Annotated in this window: 17 protein-coding genes; 5 read left to right on the forward strand and 12 right to left on the reverse strand. The window is 36.4% G+C overall.

Annotated features, from left to right (window positions below; translation table 11 throughout):
* Positions 1-399 precede the first annotated feature (399 nt).
* Entirely contained in the window at positions 400-1,068 is a 669-nt protein-coding gene (locus ACFFHF_RS08275) for a YkyA family protein (protein WP_160548553.1), read from the reverse strand.
* 247 nt (positions 1,069-1,315) lie between these two features.
* On the opposite strand from ACFFHF_RS08275, the gene def reads away from it, so the two are divergent.
* The 3 genes from def to rnjA all read left to right on the forward strand — a co-directional run bounded on the left by def (position 1,316) and on the right by rnjA (position 4,265).
* Positions 1,316-1,870, forward strand: a complete 555-nt coding sequence (gene def, locus ACFFHF_RS08280) for a peptide deformylase (RefSeq protein ID WP_160548552.1) — start codon at positions 1,316-1,318, stop codon at positions 1,868-1,870.
* A gap of 511 nt (positions 1,871-2,381) precedes the next feature.
* Positions 2,382-2,594 carry a DNA-dependent RNA polymerase subunit epsilon gene (locus tag ACFFHF_RS08285; protein ID WP_160548551.1) on the forward strand — a complete coding sequence of 71 codons (213 nt, stop codon included), beginning with the start codon at positions 2,382-2,384 and terminating at the stop codon, positions 2,592-2,594.
* A gap of 3 nt (positions 2,595-2,597) precedes the next feature.
* Positions 2,598-4,265, forward strand: coding sequence for a ribonuclease J1 (gene rnjA, locus ACFFHF_RS08290; RefSeq protein ID WP_160548550.1), 1,668 nt, complete (start codon positions 2,598-2,600; stop codon positions 4,263-4,265).
* A 41-nt stretch (positions 4,266-4,306) separates the two neighbouring features.
* Here the strand turns inward: rnjA and ACFFHF_RS08295 are convergent, their stop codons facing one another.
* The 10 genes from ACFFHF_RS08295 to ACFFHF_RS08340 form a co-directional block, all read right to left on the reverse strand.
* A complete protein-coding gene (locus ACFFHF_RS08295) occupies positions 4,307-4,966 on the reverse strand; it encodes a potassium channel family protein (protein ID WP_160548549.1) in 660 nt (219 codons plus the stop codon).
* Between the two features lie 682 nt (positions 4,967-5,648).
* On the reverse strand, positions 5,649-7,475 hold the full coding sequence (locus ACFFHF_RS08300) for an ABC transporter ATP-binding protein (protein WP_340903058.1): 1,827 nt from the start codon (positions 7,473-7,475) through the stop codon (positions 5,649-5,651).
* Positions 7,476-7,485: 10 nt separating this feature from the next.
* A complete protein-coding gene (locus ACFFHF_RS08305; RefSeq protein WP_340903057.1) occupies positions 7,486-9,240 on the reverse strand; it encodes an ABC transporter ATP-binding protein in 1,755 nt (584 codons plus the stop codon).
* A gap of 146 nt (positions 9,241-9,386) precedes the next feature.
* Entirely contained in the window at positions 9,387-9,842 is a 456-nt protein-coding gene (locus ACFFHF_RS08310) for a redoxin domain-containing protein (RefSeq protein ID WP_160548723.1), read from the reverse strand.
* Positions 9,843-9,923: 81 nt separating this feature from the next.
* Complete coding sequence (locus ACFFHF_RS08315; RefSeq protein ID WP_340903054.1) at positions 9,924-10,466, reverse strand: peroxiredoxin; 543 nt, start codon at positions 10,464-10,466, stop codon at positions 9,924-9,926.
* Between the two features lie 186 nt (positions 10,467-10,652).
* Positions 10,653-11,774 (reverse strand): N-acetyldiaminopimelate deacetylase, encoded by a 1,122-nt coding sequence (locus ACFFHF_RS08320; RefSeq protein WP_340903052.1) that lies wholly within the window; start codon positions 11,772-11,774, stop codon positions 10,653-10,655.
* A gap of 61 nt (positions 11,775-11,835) precedes the next feature.
* A complete protein-coding gene (dapD, locus tag ACFFHF_RS08325) occupies positions 11,836-12,546 on the reverse strand; it encodes a 2,3,4,5-tetrahydropyridine-2,6-dicarboxylate N-acetyltransferase (RefSeq protein ID WP_119707373.1) in 711 nt (236 codons plus the stop codon).
* A gap of 73 nt (positions 12,547-12,619) precedes the next feature.
* Positions 12,620-13,498: a transcriptional regulator CcpC gene (gene ccpC, locus ACFFHF_RS08330; RefSeq protein WP_340903049.1), complete on the reverse strand. Its 879-nt coding sequence runs from the start codon at positions 13,496-13,498 to the stop codon at positions 12,620-12,622.
* A 68-nt stretch (positions 13,499-13,566) separates the two neighbouring features.
* Positions 13,567-14,010: a cyclic-di-AMP-binding protein CbpB gene (gene cbpB, locus ACFFHF_RS08335; protein WP_340903048.1), complete on the reverse strand. Its 444-nt coding sequence runs from the start codon at positions 14,008-14,010 to the stop codon at positions 13,567-13,569.
* Positions 14,011-14,134: 124 nt separating this feature from the next.
* Positions 14,135-14,371, reverse strand: coding sequence for a YkuJ family protein (locus ACFFHF_RS08340; RefSeq protein WP_340903047.1), 237 nt, complete (start codon positions 14,369-14,371; stop codon positions 14,135-14,137).
* A gap of 177 nt (positions 14,372-14,548) precedes the next feature.
* On the opposite strand from ACFFHF_RS08340, the gene ACFFHF_RS08345 reads away from it, so the two are divergent.
* Positions 14,549-15,505 carry an MBL fold metallo-hydrolase gene (locus tag ACFFHF_RS08345; protein WP_340903046.1) on the forward strand — a complete coding sequence of 319 codons (957 nt, stop codon included), beginning with the start codon at positions 14,549-14,551 and terminating at the stop codon, positions 15,503-15,505.
* A gap of 14 nt (positions 15,506-15,519) precedes the next feature.
* Entirely contained in the window at positions 15,520-15,765 is a 246-nt protein-coding gene (locus ACFFHF_RS08350) for a glutaredoxin family protein (protein ID WP_340903044.1), read from the forward strand.
* A 14-nt stretch (positions 15,766-15,779) separates the two neighbouring features.
* On the opposite strand, the gene ACFFHF_RS08355 is transcribed toward ACFFHF_RS08350, so the two are convergent.
* Positions 15,780-16,415 carry a DUF3993 domain-containing protein gene (locus ACFFHF_RS08355; protein WP_340903043.1) on the reverse strand — a complete coding sequence of 212 codons (636 nt, stop codon included), beginning with the start codon at positions 16,413-16,415 and terminating at the stop codon, positions 15,780-15,782.
* Between the last annotated feature and the right edge of the window lie 120 nt (positions 16,416-16,535).

Raw genomic sequence — 16,535 nt, forward strand, 5'->3', positions numbered from 1 at the left:
AAAAGCTAAAAATACGCACAAAAATTAGGATACCCAAAATCAAATCATCTTAGAAATAATCATCATTCTAAGATTTGACCTGTTCTAAACAGAGAGAAGCTATTATTTATTAAGTAGTTTCCCACAAATCTCGTTTTAAAAAACAAAAATTGTAGATTCAATGCTTATGATATTCTGTATCACTAACTTATGCAACTAAATTGATACAATAAATTGACTCGTTTCTTAGTTTACATCATTAAAAATACCCGCGTCAAATATAAAATCTGTAAGTTTTTAAATATATCCATAGTAATTATTATTTAAATCACATTCACTTTCTGTATCATTCAATAATCCTATCTGTACTATATAACATCTTCCTTTTAACCATCCTGTTATAAAGCAAAAAAGCCGACCTTATTTGGTCGACTCTTCTATATCAAGTCCTGAAAGCTCGTAAAAGGAATGCTTCGTAACATTATACTCCTTAGTAAGCTCATTAAATTTTTCATTTGCTGCGATAACCTGTTCATATATTTGATTTATTTTAACAATTTGTTGCTCTAGTTCTCCTAAAGACCGTTCCTCTGCTTTTAGCATATTATATAGATTTTTGTCCTGCTCGAGGCCTTGAGTATATGCATGATAAAGCTCATCATGGGTCCGATATCTTTCAGTCATTACCGAGTATAATTTATCTGCTTTACTTTTTACTTGTTTCTCATCAATTTTCTCAATTAAAGGTTTCAGACGTTTAAATTCTTCTTCTGATTCCTCAAGGCTTTTTTGTTCATTTTCCATGTGAACTTTTCTTTTGTCTACTGTTTCTATAGCTTCATTAGCCTTATTTACAATATCCTCAATATTCTTAGTTCCAAGTTCCATAATCTCTCCATATATTCGTTGTTCATCCTTTTCTAACTGGACTAATGGTTCCTGCTGTTCTTCAAACAAAGCTTCTTTTTCTACCACATCTTCTAATACTTCGTGAATTTTTTCGGGAGTTGATTGAAAAGGACTACAGCCTGACAAAAATAAGATAAAAGCAAAACAAAAAAGACCTAATAATCGTTGATTTATACGCACAATTTAGCCCTCCTATATCAAATTAACTATATCTAGTAGTGGGATGAATGACAATACTAATACAATGTTTTGTGTTAAAAATGGCTACGCTTGTCCGTTATATTACATCATATTTCTAAACATTCATAAATATGTATTAAATAAGCAAAATCCTGAATCGAATGATTAACTTTTGTTTCAATCTTTGATAGACTATTATCGATAACAAAGGACGAGTGAAAGTCTTGTAACTTAGGAGCGTGTATTTATGATTACAATGGATGATATCATACGGGATGGACATCCAACCTTACGTAAAGTAGCTGAGGAAGTTTCCATGCCTCCCTCTCAAGAAGATATTGAACTGTTAACAAGTATGCATGAATACTTAGTAAACAGCCAAAATCCAGAAACGGCAATGAAATATCAGCTACGAGCTGGAATAGGCATTGCAGCACCACAAATAAACGTTTCTAAAAGAATGATTGCCATTCATGCAAAAGATGAAAAGGACCAACAGCATAGCTATACATTATTTAACCCGAAAATTATTAGTCATTCAGTAGAAAAGGCCTACCTTACTTCTGGCGAGGGATGTCTTTCTGTAGATGAAGCATTCCCTGGGTTTGTGCCAAGATATTCAAAAATTACTGTTAAGGCAATGGATCTTCAAGGAAAAGAAGTTAAGCTTCGATTAAAAGGGATTATGGCAATTGTTTTCCAACATGAAATCGACCACCTTAACGGAGTGATGTTTTATGATCATATTAACAAAAAAGACCCCTATTATGTACCTGACCATTCAATTGCGGTAGAGAGATAAAGTAGCTGCTGGTAAAACTACCAGCACTTTTTTTATGAATTCACTAAAATTCCAACTTTATCCACGAGAAATATTGTAAAAACATCATATAATATAAATAGAAGAAATGCTTCCGGGACAAATTTTCTTTACTTTGGACAAGGATCGTTTAAATATTATTTGTAAGGAGATGATCCACCATGTTAAAGAAGCTTAGAAAAAAGCTTGTTAGGCAGTGGAACGAATTATTACGTAAAAAAACAATTGCTTAGTTTTTAACCTTCCTGGCTTGGGGCTTCCCCAAGCCAGCTCTTATACTGAATATTTTTTCTCAGGAGAAAGCCCTTCTAAACTTGCGAAGGGCTACTTCTTTATTGTAAAGTTAATCATTGTCACTACATATTCTTTTGCAATAATGTAAAAGAATGGTTAATTACACATAATCCTACTATTTAATGAGAAAAAACATGAAATACATGTTATTTTTAGATATAATAGAAAAAGTTACTATCGGAACAAGGAGAGATTTAAAATGATATTTAAAGTTTATTTTCAAGAAGACAAATTACAGGTACCTGTAAGAGAAAAAACTAAAACGGTTTATGTTAAAGCGGATTCAGAACGAGAAGTCCGTACAAAATTGGCAGACCGACCATACAATATCGAGTTTGTTACACCAGTAACGGGTGCTTTCTTAGAGTATGAACAACAAAATGAAGATTTTAATGTATTGGAGATTGATTAATTTATGAAATTCGTTAAAAACGATCAAACGGCCGTGTTCGCCCTTGGCGGCCTTGGGGAAATCGGAAAGAATACGTATGCAGTTCAATTTCAAGATGAAATTATCTTGATTGACGCCGGTATTAAGTTTCCAGAGGACGAGCTACTTGGAATTGACTACGTTATTCCTGATTACACCTACCTGGTGAAAAATGTAGACAAAATTAAAGGCCTTTTCGTTACACATGGACACGAGGACCATATTGGTGGTATTCCTTACTTACTAAGAGAAGTAAATATTCCTATTTATGGTGGAAAACTTGCACTTGGCCTAATTAAAAATAAACTTGAAGAACATGGATTACTTCGCACGGCAAAATTAATCGAGATTAAAGAAGATGACATCATCAAGTTCAGAAAGACATCGGTTACTTTCTTTAGAACTACTCATAGTATTCCGGATTCATATGGAATAGTCGTGAAAACCCCGCCAGGACAAATTGTCCACACAGGAGATTTTAAATTCGATTTCACTCCAGTTGGGGAACCAGCTAATTTAACAAAAATGGCTGAGATCGGTAAAGATGGCGTACTCTGTTTGTTGTCTGATAGTACCAACAGTGAAGTCCCTGATTTTACCATGTCAGAGCGACGTGTGGGTGAAAGCATTCAGGATATTTTTAGAAAGGTAGAAGGGCGTGTTATTTTTGCCACCTTCGCATCTAATATCCACCGCCTTCAACAAGTAACAGAAGCTGCTGTTGCACAAGGCAGAAAAATCGCTGTATTTGGTAGAAGTATGGAAGCAGCGATTCGTATTGGACAAGAATTAGGTTATATTCGTGCACCGAAAGATACATTTATTGAGCCACAACAAATTAATCGAATTCCAGCTAACCAAGTAACGATACTTTGTACAGGAAGTCAAGGGGAGCCTATGGCAGCTCTTTCACGTATTGCCAATGGAACTCACCGTCAAATTCAAATCATTCCTGGAGACACTGTTGTGTTCTCATCTTCGCCAATTCCAGGAAACACGGTTAGTGTAAGTCGTACGATCAACATGCTTTTCCGAGCAGGAGCAGATGTGATTCATGGATCATTAAATGATATTCATACTTCTGGTCATGGTGGACAACAGGAACAAAAGCTAATGTTACGACTGATTAAACCTAAGTTCTTTATGCCAATCCACGGGGAATATCGCATGCAAAAAATGCATGCAAAACTTGCAGTAGATTGTGGAGTAGAAGAAGAAAACTGCTTTATTATGGATAATGGTGAGGTTCTAGCTTTAAGTGAAGATACTGCACAAGTTGCTGGAAAGATTCCATCAGGTAATGTTTATATTGATGGAAGTGGAATCGGTGATATCGGTAATATCGTTTTAAGAGACCGTCGAATCCTATCTGAAGAAGGACTAGTCGTTGTTGTTGTAAGCATTAATATGAAGGACTTTAAAATTGCTGCTGGTCCTGATATCATCTCACGCGGGTTTGTGTATATGAGAGAGTCCGGTGATCTGATTAACGATGCTCAATCACTCATTTCTAAGCACTTAAATAAAGTAATGGAAAGAAAAACAACACAATGGTCGGAAATTAAAAATGAAATTACCGACACCTTATCTCCTTTCCTATATGAAAAAACAAAACGCCGCCCTATGATTTTACCGATCATAATGGAGGTATAAAACATAAAGCCACTCTAAAAATAGAGTGGCTTTTATTTGTATCATTGGATGACTTTCTTCTCAAAACGATTGATATCAACATCCGCCCCAATAACGATTAGGACGTCATTTTCTGCAATGGGTTCATTTGCTTGTGGTGATACAATGATATTATTTCCTCGCTTAATAGCAACAATGTTAATACCGTATTTCGCACGAATATCCAAATCGATAATAGTATTCCCGACAAGACGATCACTTGCAACAATTTCGACAATACTATGTTCATCTGAAAGCTCCAGATAATCTAATACACTGTTCGATATGATATTATGAGCAATTCTTTTCCCCATGTCTCTCTCAGGATGAACCACATGGTCTGCACCAATTTTTCTAAGTACCTTCTCGTGATAATCATTTTGTGCTTTTACCGTAATATTATTTACGCCAAGCTCTTTTAGTATAAGCGTAGTTAAAATACTTGCTTGAATATTATCCCCAATGGCAACAATCACGTGGTCAAAATTACGTATACCAAGACTTTTTAATACTGATTCATCAGTTGAATCCCCTACTACGGCATGAGAAGCAATCATTGAAAACTCATTCACACGGTCCTCACTATTATCAATTGCCATAACCTCCATACCCTCTTCAGCAAGAGCACGGCAAATACTTCCTCCAAAACGACCGAGTCCAATGACAGCAAATTCTTTTTTCATAAAAAGGTTCCTCCGAATACTATTGAAGTATTTTACCATTTTAGCACAAAGGACTAAAAGGAAAAAGCCCCCATCTCAGGGTAAAGAGTTCCGTTTTGAAGTACTTTTCTTAAAATACGTACCGAAATGACGGTCGTATTGGAAAATAAGCGGAGAATTTCCGGTTATTAGTGAAATGGAGCCTTGTTTGGGGGTAAGTAAGGGGAGTTTTTCCGCTTATGCAAAGCAAAATCTCCTATTTTCGAAGTTTTTTAGCCGATAGGCGGAATCTCTCCGTCTATTTAAGCCTTTTTTATTAAAAATTACTAATTAAGCGGAATATCTCCGTCTATTTTGCAGCTCGGGTACTTAACCTGATCCCCAACAGATAAGTGCTTAACCCTCTTGAACCTAGATGTGGAAAACAGTAGCTTTTTATCGAAACGCTTATTTAGATAATAAAATCGGTACTTAAAACGGCACTGCAAATGACATAAGTTTTGAACCTTATTTTTAATTGTACAATACTTATTGTCCATCTTAATAGTGTTGTCAATTGCTAGGTAAAAGTTAATGGGATTTTGTAGAAACGCTAATAAATAAAGAAAGACGTATGCAATTCATACGTCAATTCTTGTGTTTTAATAAGAAAGTACCCGAAAACAGAACCCTTTAATCTCAGGGTGAGCGATAACTAACTCCATTAACTCGCTGTGTTCATGGTAAATTGTGCTCTTACAAGAGAATAGTATTCCCCTTGTAAATTCATTAATTGTTCATGATTACCTTGTTCAATGATTTCACCATGGTCAAGTACAAAGATTTGATCAGCTTCACGTATCGTAGATAAACGGTGAGCGATAATAACAGCTGTACGGTTTTTTAATAAAGTCTTTAGGGCATTTTGAATCTTCTGTTCAGATTCTGTATCTATACTTGCCGTAGCTTCGTCTAGTATAAGAATTTTAGGGTCTGCAAGCAAGGCTCTGGCAAAGGAAATTAACTGTCTCTCCCCTACTGAAAGGACATTTCCTCTCTCTTCTACCTCAGTTTCATACCCATTTGGAAGTCTTTCAATAAACCCATTAGCACCAACAGCCCTTGCAGCTTCTTTTGCCTCTTCCTCCGATGCCTCGGGGTTTCCAAACAATATATTTTCCATAATCGTACCGGAAAATATGAATGTGTCTTGTAGCACTACACCTATTTGTTTTCTTAAGCTCTTTAGCGAAACGTCCTTTAAATCAGTCCCATCAATAGATATAGTGCCACTTGTCGGGTCGTAAAACCGGCTAATTAAGTTTGCAATCGTTGTTTTTCCTGAGCCAGTATGGCCTACAAGGGCAACAGTCTGACCGGCTCTCATTTCCAAGGATATGCCTTTAAGGGCTTTACGATTTGAATCATAGGCAAACTCAACTTGATCAAACTCAATTTGTCCTTGAATATTTTCGAGTTCAATGGCTGTCTCCTTCTGAGACACAATCGGCTTTTCGTCCAAGAATTCAAAAATACGCTCAGAAGATGCCATTCCCATTAACAATTGATTATAAACTTGACCAAGCCTTGAAATGGGCTCCCAAAACATTCCTAGATAAAAGGCAAAGGACACAAACTCACCGATCGTTATTGATTCGTTTTGAATCAAACTTGCTCCAAACCAAATGAGAACCGCAGTCCCTACTGCATTCGTTAATTCGACCATCGGACGGAACATCGCATTTTTTCGAGAAGCTTCTCTCCAACTTTGAAAATTCTCTGTGTTCACACCATCAAAAAACGCCATGTTTTCCTGTTCCTGTGTAAAGGACTGAGTGACTCTTATTCCTTGTATACTTTCATTCAGATGAGAATTTAGTTTTGACTGCTTGAGTCGTACTACCTGCCATGATTTTCTAATATTCCTTCTAAGACTTGTAGAAATAAAGAACATGATTGGTAAAATAACCATAATAGCTAATGTTAATTCTGGACTTAATGTAAATAATATAATCATTACACCTATCAAAAGAATAACATCCATTAATAGATTAATAACTCCATTCGTAAATAGCTCCTGAAGAGAATTGATATCATTCATAATTCTCACAAGAATGGAACCTGCTGATCTCTGGTCAAAGAAGCGATGTGAAAGATTTTGCACATGGGTAAAGAGGTGTTTTCTTAGGTCATATATGACATTTTGTCCAAGCTGATTCATCCATTTTATCCGGAAGAAATTCGCTATGTAAGAAGCCACATATAAACCAGAAATAATAACTACAAGTGTAGTTAGGAGTTTCGCATCCTTATTAACGATTGCTCGATCTAACGTGTACACCCCTATCAACAATGGGATAATGAGTCGTACAGCTGTGTTAATCAGTACCATAATCATGGAAAAGGGAAGTAAATTTTTCCGATATGGTTTCATATAACTGAACAATCGCAGCATCTGACCCCAGTTAAACGGTTTATCAATTATCTGGTCTTGTGAATACTCAAATCTTTTTATTGCATTTTCACTAACACGTGGTTGTTTCTTACTCATATGATCCCCCCTATCCGATATGCGATTGCATAATTTGCTTCTGATCTTGGTATTGAATATCATATACGCGTTGATAAAGTCCGTTTTGATTTACTAGTTGTTCATGGACTCCGCGTTCTACAATTTTCCCTCTATCTAGAACTAGTACTTCATCAGCATGCTTAAGCGATGAAATTCTATGGGCAATGATAAATGTTGTTCTCCCTTTCATAACCTCATGAAGCGCTTGCTGTATTTTATATTCGGTTTCCATATCAACAGCACTTGTCGCATCGTCTAAGATAAGAATACTTGGATTCACACAAATCGCCCTTGCAATAGCAATTCGCTGTTTTTGACCTCCTGATAATCCCATTCCACGTTCTCCAAGCATGGTGTCGTAGCCATCGGGAAGCTCCATAATAAATTCATGTGCTTGAGCCCTTTTCGCTGCTTCAATGATCTCTTCCATTGTTGCCTCAGGTCTTCCATAGGAGATATTTGCTTTAATGGAAGACGAAAACAGAAAGGATTCCTGTAACACAAACCCTATATTGCTTCTTAAAGATTTAAGTGCGTAATTGTTTACCTTCTCACCGTCAATTATTACTTCTCCTTCTGTAACGTCATAAAATCTTGTGATAAGCTGTGTAATGGTGGTTTTACCTGACCCAGTAGCTCCTAGAAGCCCTATTTTCTTTCCAGGCTCAGCCACAAAAGAAACATCGTATAATGCCTCAGAATCATCCACAGTATATTTAAAGGTAACGTTCTTAAATTCTACCTTTCCTAGCAATCTATCAACCATTAATTGCCCATCATTCTCCTCAATCTCTCCCTCTTCTTCAAGGATCTCCAATAGCCTTTCTCCAGAAGCTTTCGATTGAGAAAATAAATTAATCACAAACCCAAGGTTCATAATTGGCCACATAATGTACCAAACCAAACTGTAAAAAGCCACCAACTCTCCAGGTTTAAGCTCCTCCTGAATGACGAGATATCCCCCGTAAGATAGCAATAGGACAACGCTAATATTTCCAAGCAACTCCATTAGAGGAAAATACTTTGCCCAAATATTGGAAGTGAAAATATATTTATCCTTATAGTCACCATTTGAATGGTTAAACTTTCCGATTTCAAAGTCCTCTCTTGACAATGACTTCACCGTATTAATACCACTAATATTTTCTTGAACTTTTGTGTTTAATTTCCCAAAGGATTTTCGAATTCCTCTAAATGCAGGATGAACTGCTTGATCGAATTTATAAACAACAATCGCTAAAAACGGAAGTGTGATCAAAGTAACAATGGTTAGTGGAACAGAGTAGTAAAACATTACACCAAAAGTGATACCAATTAAAACAATAAAGCGAATTAATTCTGAAAACCCAAATGAAAGAAAAAAACGAAACCCTTCTACATCTGCAGTTAACCTCGACATAAGATCTCCCGTTTTAGCATTATCGTAATAGCGGAACGGTAAATACTGCAGCTTCTCGTAAAGACGATTTCTCAATTTATAAACGGAGGTTATTCCAAACAAGTCTCCTGTATATTGGTGAATATACGTTCCAACCCCCTTGATCACCATCACACCAACAAATCCTAAACTAACGATTGGAATCCATTCGTACCTTCCCCCCAGCACAATGTCGTCAATCGTTATTTGAAGAATAATTGGGTATATTACAGTGATCCCTGTAATAAGTAATAGAAATGACATTGACCATAAGAAATAGCTTTTATAAGGCCAGTAAAATTCTTTCAGCTTTTTAAAAACCTCCATGAAAATCCCCCTTCATTTGTCAGAATTTCTAAAATATTCATGAGCATAGTAATAAATATATCGGTTTTCGAAATAAATTTCCACCCTTTTACAACATTTTTTCATATTAAAAAAGACTAGGGAAAATCCCTAGTCTACTAAAAAATCTACTCTGCTTTTTCCATTTCATCTAAAACACGATTGACGCGTTTTTCTAACATTTTCATTCCGCTTCCACCAGCTTGGAAATGACGAAGATTTCCATCTTTATCAAACACATAGTATGCAGGTACATACTGATTTTCAAATGCTTCGGTTAATTTATGTTCACTGTCAACAAAAATTGGTTGTGTAATACCGTGTTCGTCAGCCGTTTTCTTGATTGCTTCAAGATCTAGATCTTCTTCGCTTCTTGGCATATGAACAGCGATAACATTTAATTTATCTTTATAATCATCACGGAATTGATTTACTTGTGGCATTGCCTCTTTACATAAGTAGCAGCTTACTGACCAAAAGTGAATTAGTGTAGGTTTTTCCCCAACTAAATCAGCTTTCGTGATTTCACCATTTAACCATTCGGTTGCACCAGTTAATTCTGGCATTGGCGCTCTAAGTTTCATTTTACAACTCTCCCTGCTCATAAATTTCATAACTTAAAGAAAAGACCTAACTTTACGTTAAGGCCTTTTCCACTTTATTGATTAAAGAGTTTTTTGACCTGGTTTCCAGTTTGCTGGGCAAAGACCACCAGTTTGTAGTGCTTGAAGTACACGTAATGTTTCATCTACGTCACGACCGATATTGTTATGGTTAACAACTGAGTACATCATTTCACCTTCTGGGCTGATGATGAATAGACCACGTAATGCAATACCTTCTTCTTCAATTAAAACTCCATATTCGCGTGAAACAACATGGTTTGTATCAGCAGCTAAAGGATACTTAAGGTCACCAAGTCCGTTTTCTTTACGGTCTGTATTGATCCATGCTAAGTGAGTGTGAATGGTGTCAGTAGATACACCAATTACTTCTGCATCAAGATCTTCGAACTCATCATAACGATCAGACAATGCAGTGATTTCTGTAGGACATACGAAAGTGAAATCCATTGGATAAAAGAAAAGGACAGTCCACTTATCGTTTTTCATGTTTTCTTCAAGACTTACTTTTCCGAATTCCTTATTTGGAAGTACAGCATCCATCGCAAAGCGTGGAGCTTGTTTTCCTACCATACGTTCTGCCATTATAAATCCCTCCGTGTAAAAATATGTAGATATTGTGAAAAAAAATACAAATACAATTATAGTAGTAACTTAATGCTAGAGTCAATTGTTATGAAGGAATAGATGTTAAAAAAGAGTTATTATTAAAATAACACCTAACCCACTATATGGTTTGCCCTTTTTTTTCGTAAAATAAACTCTGTTATTTTAATTTCCTTTATAATTTAAGTAAGCGGTTAGAAGCATAATCGCTTTCTCAATTGCATCTTCATTAGGATTTAATTTTGAATGATGAAGTCCAAACTCAGACTCAACTCCTAGCCAAAACATGAAGCCAGGTATCTTTTCTAACATGTATCCGAAATCTTCTCCTGTCATCGCTTCCTTACATTCAATCACGCGAACTAAGGATTGTTCCTCAACATAATTCATAAATTCTCTTGTTAACGAGTGGTCATTGTATACTTGATGATACATACTACCGTAATCGATCTTTACCTCGCATTCGTATCCAGTAGCTATCCCTTGTACGATAGACTCGATTCTATTCTTTACTTTTTTCATCGAATCAACCGAGAGGGTCCGTATCGTGCCTTCTAGTCTAGCCTTCTCAGCAATAACATTTTGAACGGTGCCTCCAGTAATTTTCCCAATTGTTATAACGGCGCTATCCAATGGGTCAATATTTCTACTGATAACCGTTTGTAGTTGACTTACAAGGCTGCAAGCAGCTATGACCATATCATTCGTTTGGTGAGGATAGGCGGCATGTCCACCTTTACCGACTAAGTCAATAAAGAGTTCAGATGTATTAGCAAATAATAGACCTTCTCTTGTCGCAATTGTACCAACAGGATACTCAGGCGCAATATGAAGGGCAATAATCATATCAGGCTTCCACTCTTCCATTTCCCTAGACTTCAGCATAGGTTCTGCTCCGCCGGGGCCTTCTTCAGCAGGTTGAAATATAAACAGCATGTCATCCTGTATGGGGTGGTGGACGATGTGAGTTAATACTCCTAATCCAATACTCATATGAAAGTCATGGCCACAGGCATGCATTTGTTCCGCGTGAGTAGAGTGAAAAGGAAGCTCAGTTTCTTCTTTTATTGGTAACCCGTCAATGTCAGCACGATAACCTATTATTTTTCTTGGATTTAACCCATGTACCTTTACGAACAAACCCGTTTCCCATTTTCTTACTTCTAATCGTTCTTTTGGTAACGATTCAATATATGATAATAAATATTTCTGCGTTTTAAACTCCTGAAAGCCAAGCTCTGGGATTTGATGCAAGTCTCTCCGAATTTGAACAAACGGATTACTCATTACTTCTCCCCCTTTATTAAGGAGAAAGCGTGGATAGAAATCCACGCTTTCAAAAAATGTATTATAGTTGACGTAATGCTTGGATTACTTCCGTTTTTGATAATGTCTTCTCGTCTGCTTGTTTAATGACACGAGCAGGAACACCGGCAACTACTGCACCAGCGGGAACGTCCTCGATAACAACTGCACCAGCAGCTACACGAGCACCTTTACCCACACGAATTCCTTCAAGTACAACAACGTTTGCGCCAATAACAACATCATCTTCAATTACTACAGGGCTAGCAGAAGGTGGTTCAATAACGCCTGCTAACACAGATCCAGCACCGATGTGACAGTTTTTACCTACAGTAGCTCGTCCACCTAAAACAACGTTCATGTCAATCATTGTTCCTTCACCAACTACTGCACCAATGTTAATAGATGCGCCCATCATGATAACGGCATTGTCACCAATCTCAACCTGATCACGAATGACAGCACCTGGCTCAATACGCGCTTTAATATTTTTCATATCTAAAAGTGGAATGGCTGAGTTTCTTCTGTCATTTTCAACAACATAGTCCTCAATTTTTCCTTTGTTTGCTTCTAACGCTTCACTAACTTCGCTCCACTCACCAAATACAACTCCTGTATTTCCAGTGATAAAGGCCTTTGCACTTGCACCAAAGTCAATTCCTTCAAGATCACCTTTTATGTATACCTTAACTGGTGTCGCTTTTTTGCTATTTTGAATAAACGAAATGATTTCGTTTGCATCCATCATTTTCATATGTTTCCCTCCAATTTATACAATCTAAAAATTACTTTAACAAACAACCGCATTCAAGACAAGTGGGAACCCTTTAGCTTTCGTTAATAAATTCTTTAATAATTTCCACAAATGCTTGAACCTGTTTTAACTTAAAGGATGATTCATATCCCATAAGCCAAGTGTCCCGTTTTAAAGGCATTCCAGCTTCGTCAAGTAACGGAATTTTAAAGATATCCTTATCCATTTGATTCAAAGTAATAGCAGGTAATATCGCAAAACCAATCCCATTCAAGGCCATTTGTTTACATGTTTCAATTTGATCCACGACTAAAGTTCTCTTTGGTGAGGTTTGAAAATTCCGATACCACCAATCTTGGATTTCCTGAAAATAATTGGAATCGCTTTTAAACTGTATAAAAGGGCGATCTGTTTTCAATACCTGCTCCGGGCTAGTGATCACCTTGTCGACTAAATAAAGGCTATCTTCGAACAAGTGCATCTTTACACCCTTCCATTCAGGAGTTCCGCGAATAATTCCAATATGTGCTTGATCTTCATAAAGCGCCTTAGAAATCTCACTGCTCCAGCCAGTTATTAGAGCGATTTTTGCATGAGGATATCTGTTCATGTACTTCTTTAGTACTTTGGGAAGCCAGTTTTGACCTACTATGGAAGCTACAGCGATCTTTAATGTGCCATATACCTCTAAATCAAGACCGTGAATCGCTTCTTTTACTTTTTCTTCTTTCCCTAATACTTCGTTGGCAAACTCAATAACAAGTTCTCCTGCTGGAGTAAGTGTTAATCCCTTTTGTGAACGAATAAATAGCTTAGTTCCCCACTCTTTCTCTATCGTTTGTAATCTTTGGGAAAGAGCAGGCTGAGAAACAAATAATCGCTCTGCGGCTTTTCTCATATTCATTTCAGTTGCTAGTACGGACAATAATTGAAACTCTGATAGTGTAGACACAACATCCCTCAGTTAATAAGTTTTACTTATATTATAATTGAAAAAAGCCCCCAAAAGGGAGCATATCTTTATTTATTTAATTTTTTTACATGCTTATTTAAGTGAAACAACACCGTTCTACGAGTTAAAATTCCTTCAAAAATCCCATCTGCACTTTCAATACAAATAAACGGGTGATCGATAAGAGTTTCAAGAGAGCTTTTGATACTAGCATCAATTGATATCCGAGGAACCTCTTTATTCATGACCTCTTCAACCTTCTTTTCCTCAAGTTTCTCAAACTCAATCCGCTCTAAACCTAATATGGACTCCATAATAATTGGCGTACTTATTAATCCATGAAGCTTATAATGTGGATCCAGAACAGGTATAGCCGTATATCCACTTTTCGTTAACACCAATAAAGCATGCTCTAAATTGTTTTGAACTTGCACATGTGCCACGCGTTCGGATGGTATCATCAAATCTCTAATATTAATTTCTAAAAATTCCCCACTGTGAAGACTTATCATGTCGAAAACTCCTCATCTCTTGTTTTCAGCTATATTTATTTTATCACAGTTTGAAAGGGTTTGCTCTTTTTAACTTCTTTACATACAAAAGGGACCAATAAATGGTCCCTCTATGTATAGGTGGTTACTGTATGAGATCAAAGATTTCAATAGTAATCATATCGATGTTGTCGAATTGGTATCTCTTCGATTTTTCTTTGTCATTGTATACTTCTAGTTCAAATGTTTCTGTTTTTGGGTGAAAAGTAACCTGACACTTTCTTTCTCCATTAACTTCAAAAAAGCGTTGAGCTGGCTCACCTGAACTCGCTTGCTCTTGAAGATTTTTTAAACGTGTAATGATTCCTTGAAGCTGCGACATACTCTCTCTCCTTTCGAAACAAACCTATTGATACTCCTAGGTTTCTCTTTTGACATGTTTCTATACGAAAAAAGAAATCAGAAAATTCTTGCCATCCTTCTTTACATGCCAATATTAACAGCATAAAATAATGATGGGTGTTTGTACAAGGAAAAGTATAAAAAAGGAGGTTTTTTTTTGAAAAATGTAGTGAAACTCCTCGAAAATTTGTACATTATTGACGGTCATGACTTAGGACTTGATAATAGAACGGGTAGCTACCTGCTCGTTGCCGACCAACTTACTATTATCGAAACAAGCGCTAGCCCTTCTGTCCCATTCATCCTTGCTGGATTACAGGAATTAGGATTCACTCCTATTCAGGTCAAGAACATTATTGTAACACATATCCATCTTGATCATGCTGGTGGTGCTGGACTTTTACTACAATCCTGTCCGAATGCAACTGTATACGTCCACCCTGCCGGTAAAAGGCATTTAATTGATCCTACAAGGTTAATTGCGGGAGCAAAAGCGGTGTATGGAGATCGATTCGATAATCTATTTGATCCAATTGTTCCTATCCCTGAAGATCGCATAAGGTCGATGGAGCATGAAGAAAAGCTTCAAATAGGTCCATATCATGTACTTACCTTCTATCACTCACCGGGACATGCGAATCATCATGTTAGTATTTTTGATGAATCCACTAAGGCTCTCTTTACGGGAGATACTGCCGGTATCTGCTATCCGGACTTAGAGGGTACAGGGGTTAAGCTTTATTTGCCATCAACTTCGCCAAATCAATTTCATCCTGACAAAATGCGTCAGTCTCTTAAAATGTTCAAGGAGCTAAAACCTCATTTCCTCTGTTTTGGACATTATGGAATGACTGAGCAACCAAATGAAGTGTTTATACAAGTCTATAGCTGGCTCGATCGTTTTGTAGAGCAGGGAAATAAAGCATATGGAGCCCGTACTTCTTTTGAAGACAGAGTTCAATTAGCCATTAAATACTTATCTGAAATGATACAAGATCATTTAGAATCTTATTCTATTTCAAGAAACCATAAAGTAAATGAGGTCATTTCTTTAGACTTGAGCATATGCGCTATGGGATTAATTGATTTTATCGACAAACAAAAATATACCTAGAATAGAGGAATACAATGAACAAAGTTACCTTATACACCCAGCCAGGCTGTCCCCCTTGTGAGTTTACGAAAAACTTTTTTAATGAACAAAATATCTCTTATGAACTTAAGGATATTAAAAAAGATTCTTCCGCTCGAGATGAATTAATTAAGCTTGGTTCATACTCTACGCCAACCATTGTTATTAATGGAGATGTGATTATTGGATTTGAACAAGAGCGAATTATAGAAGCACTTGGTCTATCAAACAAAAACGAGTAGAGTTTTGTTTCACTCTACTCGTTTCCAAATGCTATATAATGGTTAAAAAAACTCGCGGTCAGTTTTATATGATGAAGAGTGCTAATCATTAATGTTAGAAGAGGATTGTTTTTTTCTAGACTATTCTTTTTTTCCTCTTCTCTTTCAGGAGCAATATCTGTGGATGGATTAAAGTCGTATACATATTCACTTATTTTCCAATCCCTTGTATGCTCTTTTTTCAAAATGATCGCTTCATAATGGTCTTTGTATATGACAGGTCCCTCATTTACCCCTTTAAAAAATTCATACACATAAATATTGTTTTTATTTATGACTATTTCTGTTTGGTCAGAAAATTGAAAAAAAGGAATGTAGTAAGGTGCAAAATCCGTTCCATAGGTAAACTGTAATCCATTCTCTTCCACCATATTTTCCTTTTTAAAAAGCTGATTATAGGAATTCGTAAAGTAAGGCTTTAAAATCGAATTTATTTCTTCTTCTGTTCTTCCTACTTCACTTAACGACACCTGCGCCTGAAACGCTTCATGTAAAAAACCAAGAACATCCTCTCTGGTTTCCATCGTTGTAACAGGGGCAGCTTGTCCAATTAAAGGAAAAAAGAATAGAATGGAAAATACCAATAATAGCATACGTTTGTTTCGACCCATAAGCTCACTTTCCTTTCCTCGTAATAATTTTCATTTTAACAACAATTCAATTCCTTGATGCACTCATTCGTTCGTAAAATAACGTGCTAATCTGACATTTATATTGATGAAGTTACCCTT

The organism is Robertmurraya beringensis, assembly GCF_042433785.1.
Lineage (GTDB): Bacteria > Bacillota > Bacilli > Bacillales > Cytobacillaceae > Robertmurraya_A > Robertmurraya_A beringensis.

What these genes read in the sequence shown, in the direction of transcription:
- ACFFHF_RS08305 (WP_340903057.1), bottom strand. Translation starts at nt 9,240, where the DNA reads ATGGAGGTTTTTAAAAAGCTGAAAGAATTTTACTGGCCTTATAAAAGC.
- ACFFHF_RS08285 (WP_160548551.1), top strand. Translation starts at nt 2,382, where the DNA reads ATGATATTTAAAGTTTATTTTCAAGAAGACAAATTACAGGTACCTGTA.
- rnjA (WP_160548550.1), top strand. Translation starts at nt 2,598, where the DNA reads ATGAAATTCGTTAAAAACGATCAAACGGCCGTGTTCGCCCTTGGCGGC.
- cbpB (WP_340903048.1), bottom strand. Translation starts at nt 14,010, where the DNA reads ATGATAAGTCTTCACAGTGGGGAATTTTTAGAAATTAATATTAGAGAT.
- def (WP_160548552.1), top strand. Translation starts at nt 1,316, where the DNA reads ATGATTACAATGGATGATATCATACGGGATGGACATCCAACCTTACGT.
- ACFFHF_RS08340 (WP_340903047.1), bottom strand. Translation starts at nt 14,371, where the DNA reads ATGTCGCAGCTTCAAGGAATCATTACACGTTTAAAAAATCTTCAAGAG.
- ACFFHF_RS08350 (WP_340903044.1), top strand. Translation starts at nt 15,520, where the DNA reads ATGAACAAAGTTACCTTATACACCCAGCCAGGCTGTCCCCCTTGTGAG.
- ACFFHF_RS08315 (WP_340903054.1), bottom strand. Translation starts at nt 10,466, where the DNA reads ATGGCAGAACGTATGGTAGGAAAACAAGCTCCACGCTTTGCGATGGAT.
- ACFFHF_RS08320 (WP_340903052.1), bottom strand. Translation starts at nt 11,774, where the DNA reads ATGAGTAATCCGTTTGTTCAAATTCGGAGAGACTTGCATCAAATCCCA.
- ACFFHF_RS08355 (WP_340903043.1), bottom strand. Translation starts at nt 16,415, where the DNA reads ATGGGTCGAAACAAACGTATGCTATTATTGGTATTTTCCATTCTATTC.
- ACFFHF_RS08295 (WP_160548549.1), bottom strand. Translation starts at nt 4,966, where the DNA reads ATGAAAAAAGAATTTGCTGTCATTGGACTCGGTCGTTTTGGAGGAAGT.
- dapD (WP_119707373.1), bottom strand. Translation starts at nt 12,546, where the DNA reads ATGAAAATGATGGATGCAAACGAAATCATTTCGTTTATTCAAAATAGC.
- ACFFHF_RS08310 (WP_160548723.1), bottom strand. Translation starts at nt 9,842, where the DNA reads ATGAAACTTAGAGCGCCAATGCCAGAATTAACTGGTGCAACCGAATGG.
- ACFFHF_RS08300 (WP_340903058.1), bottom strand. Translation starts at nt 7,475, where the DNA reads ATGAGTAAGAAACAACCACGTGTTAGTGAAAATGCAATAAAAAGATTT.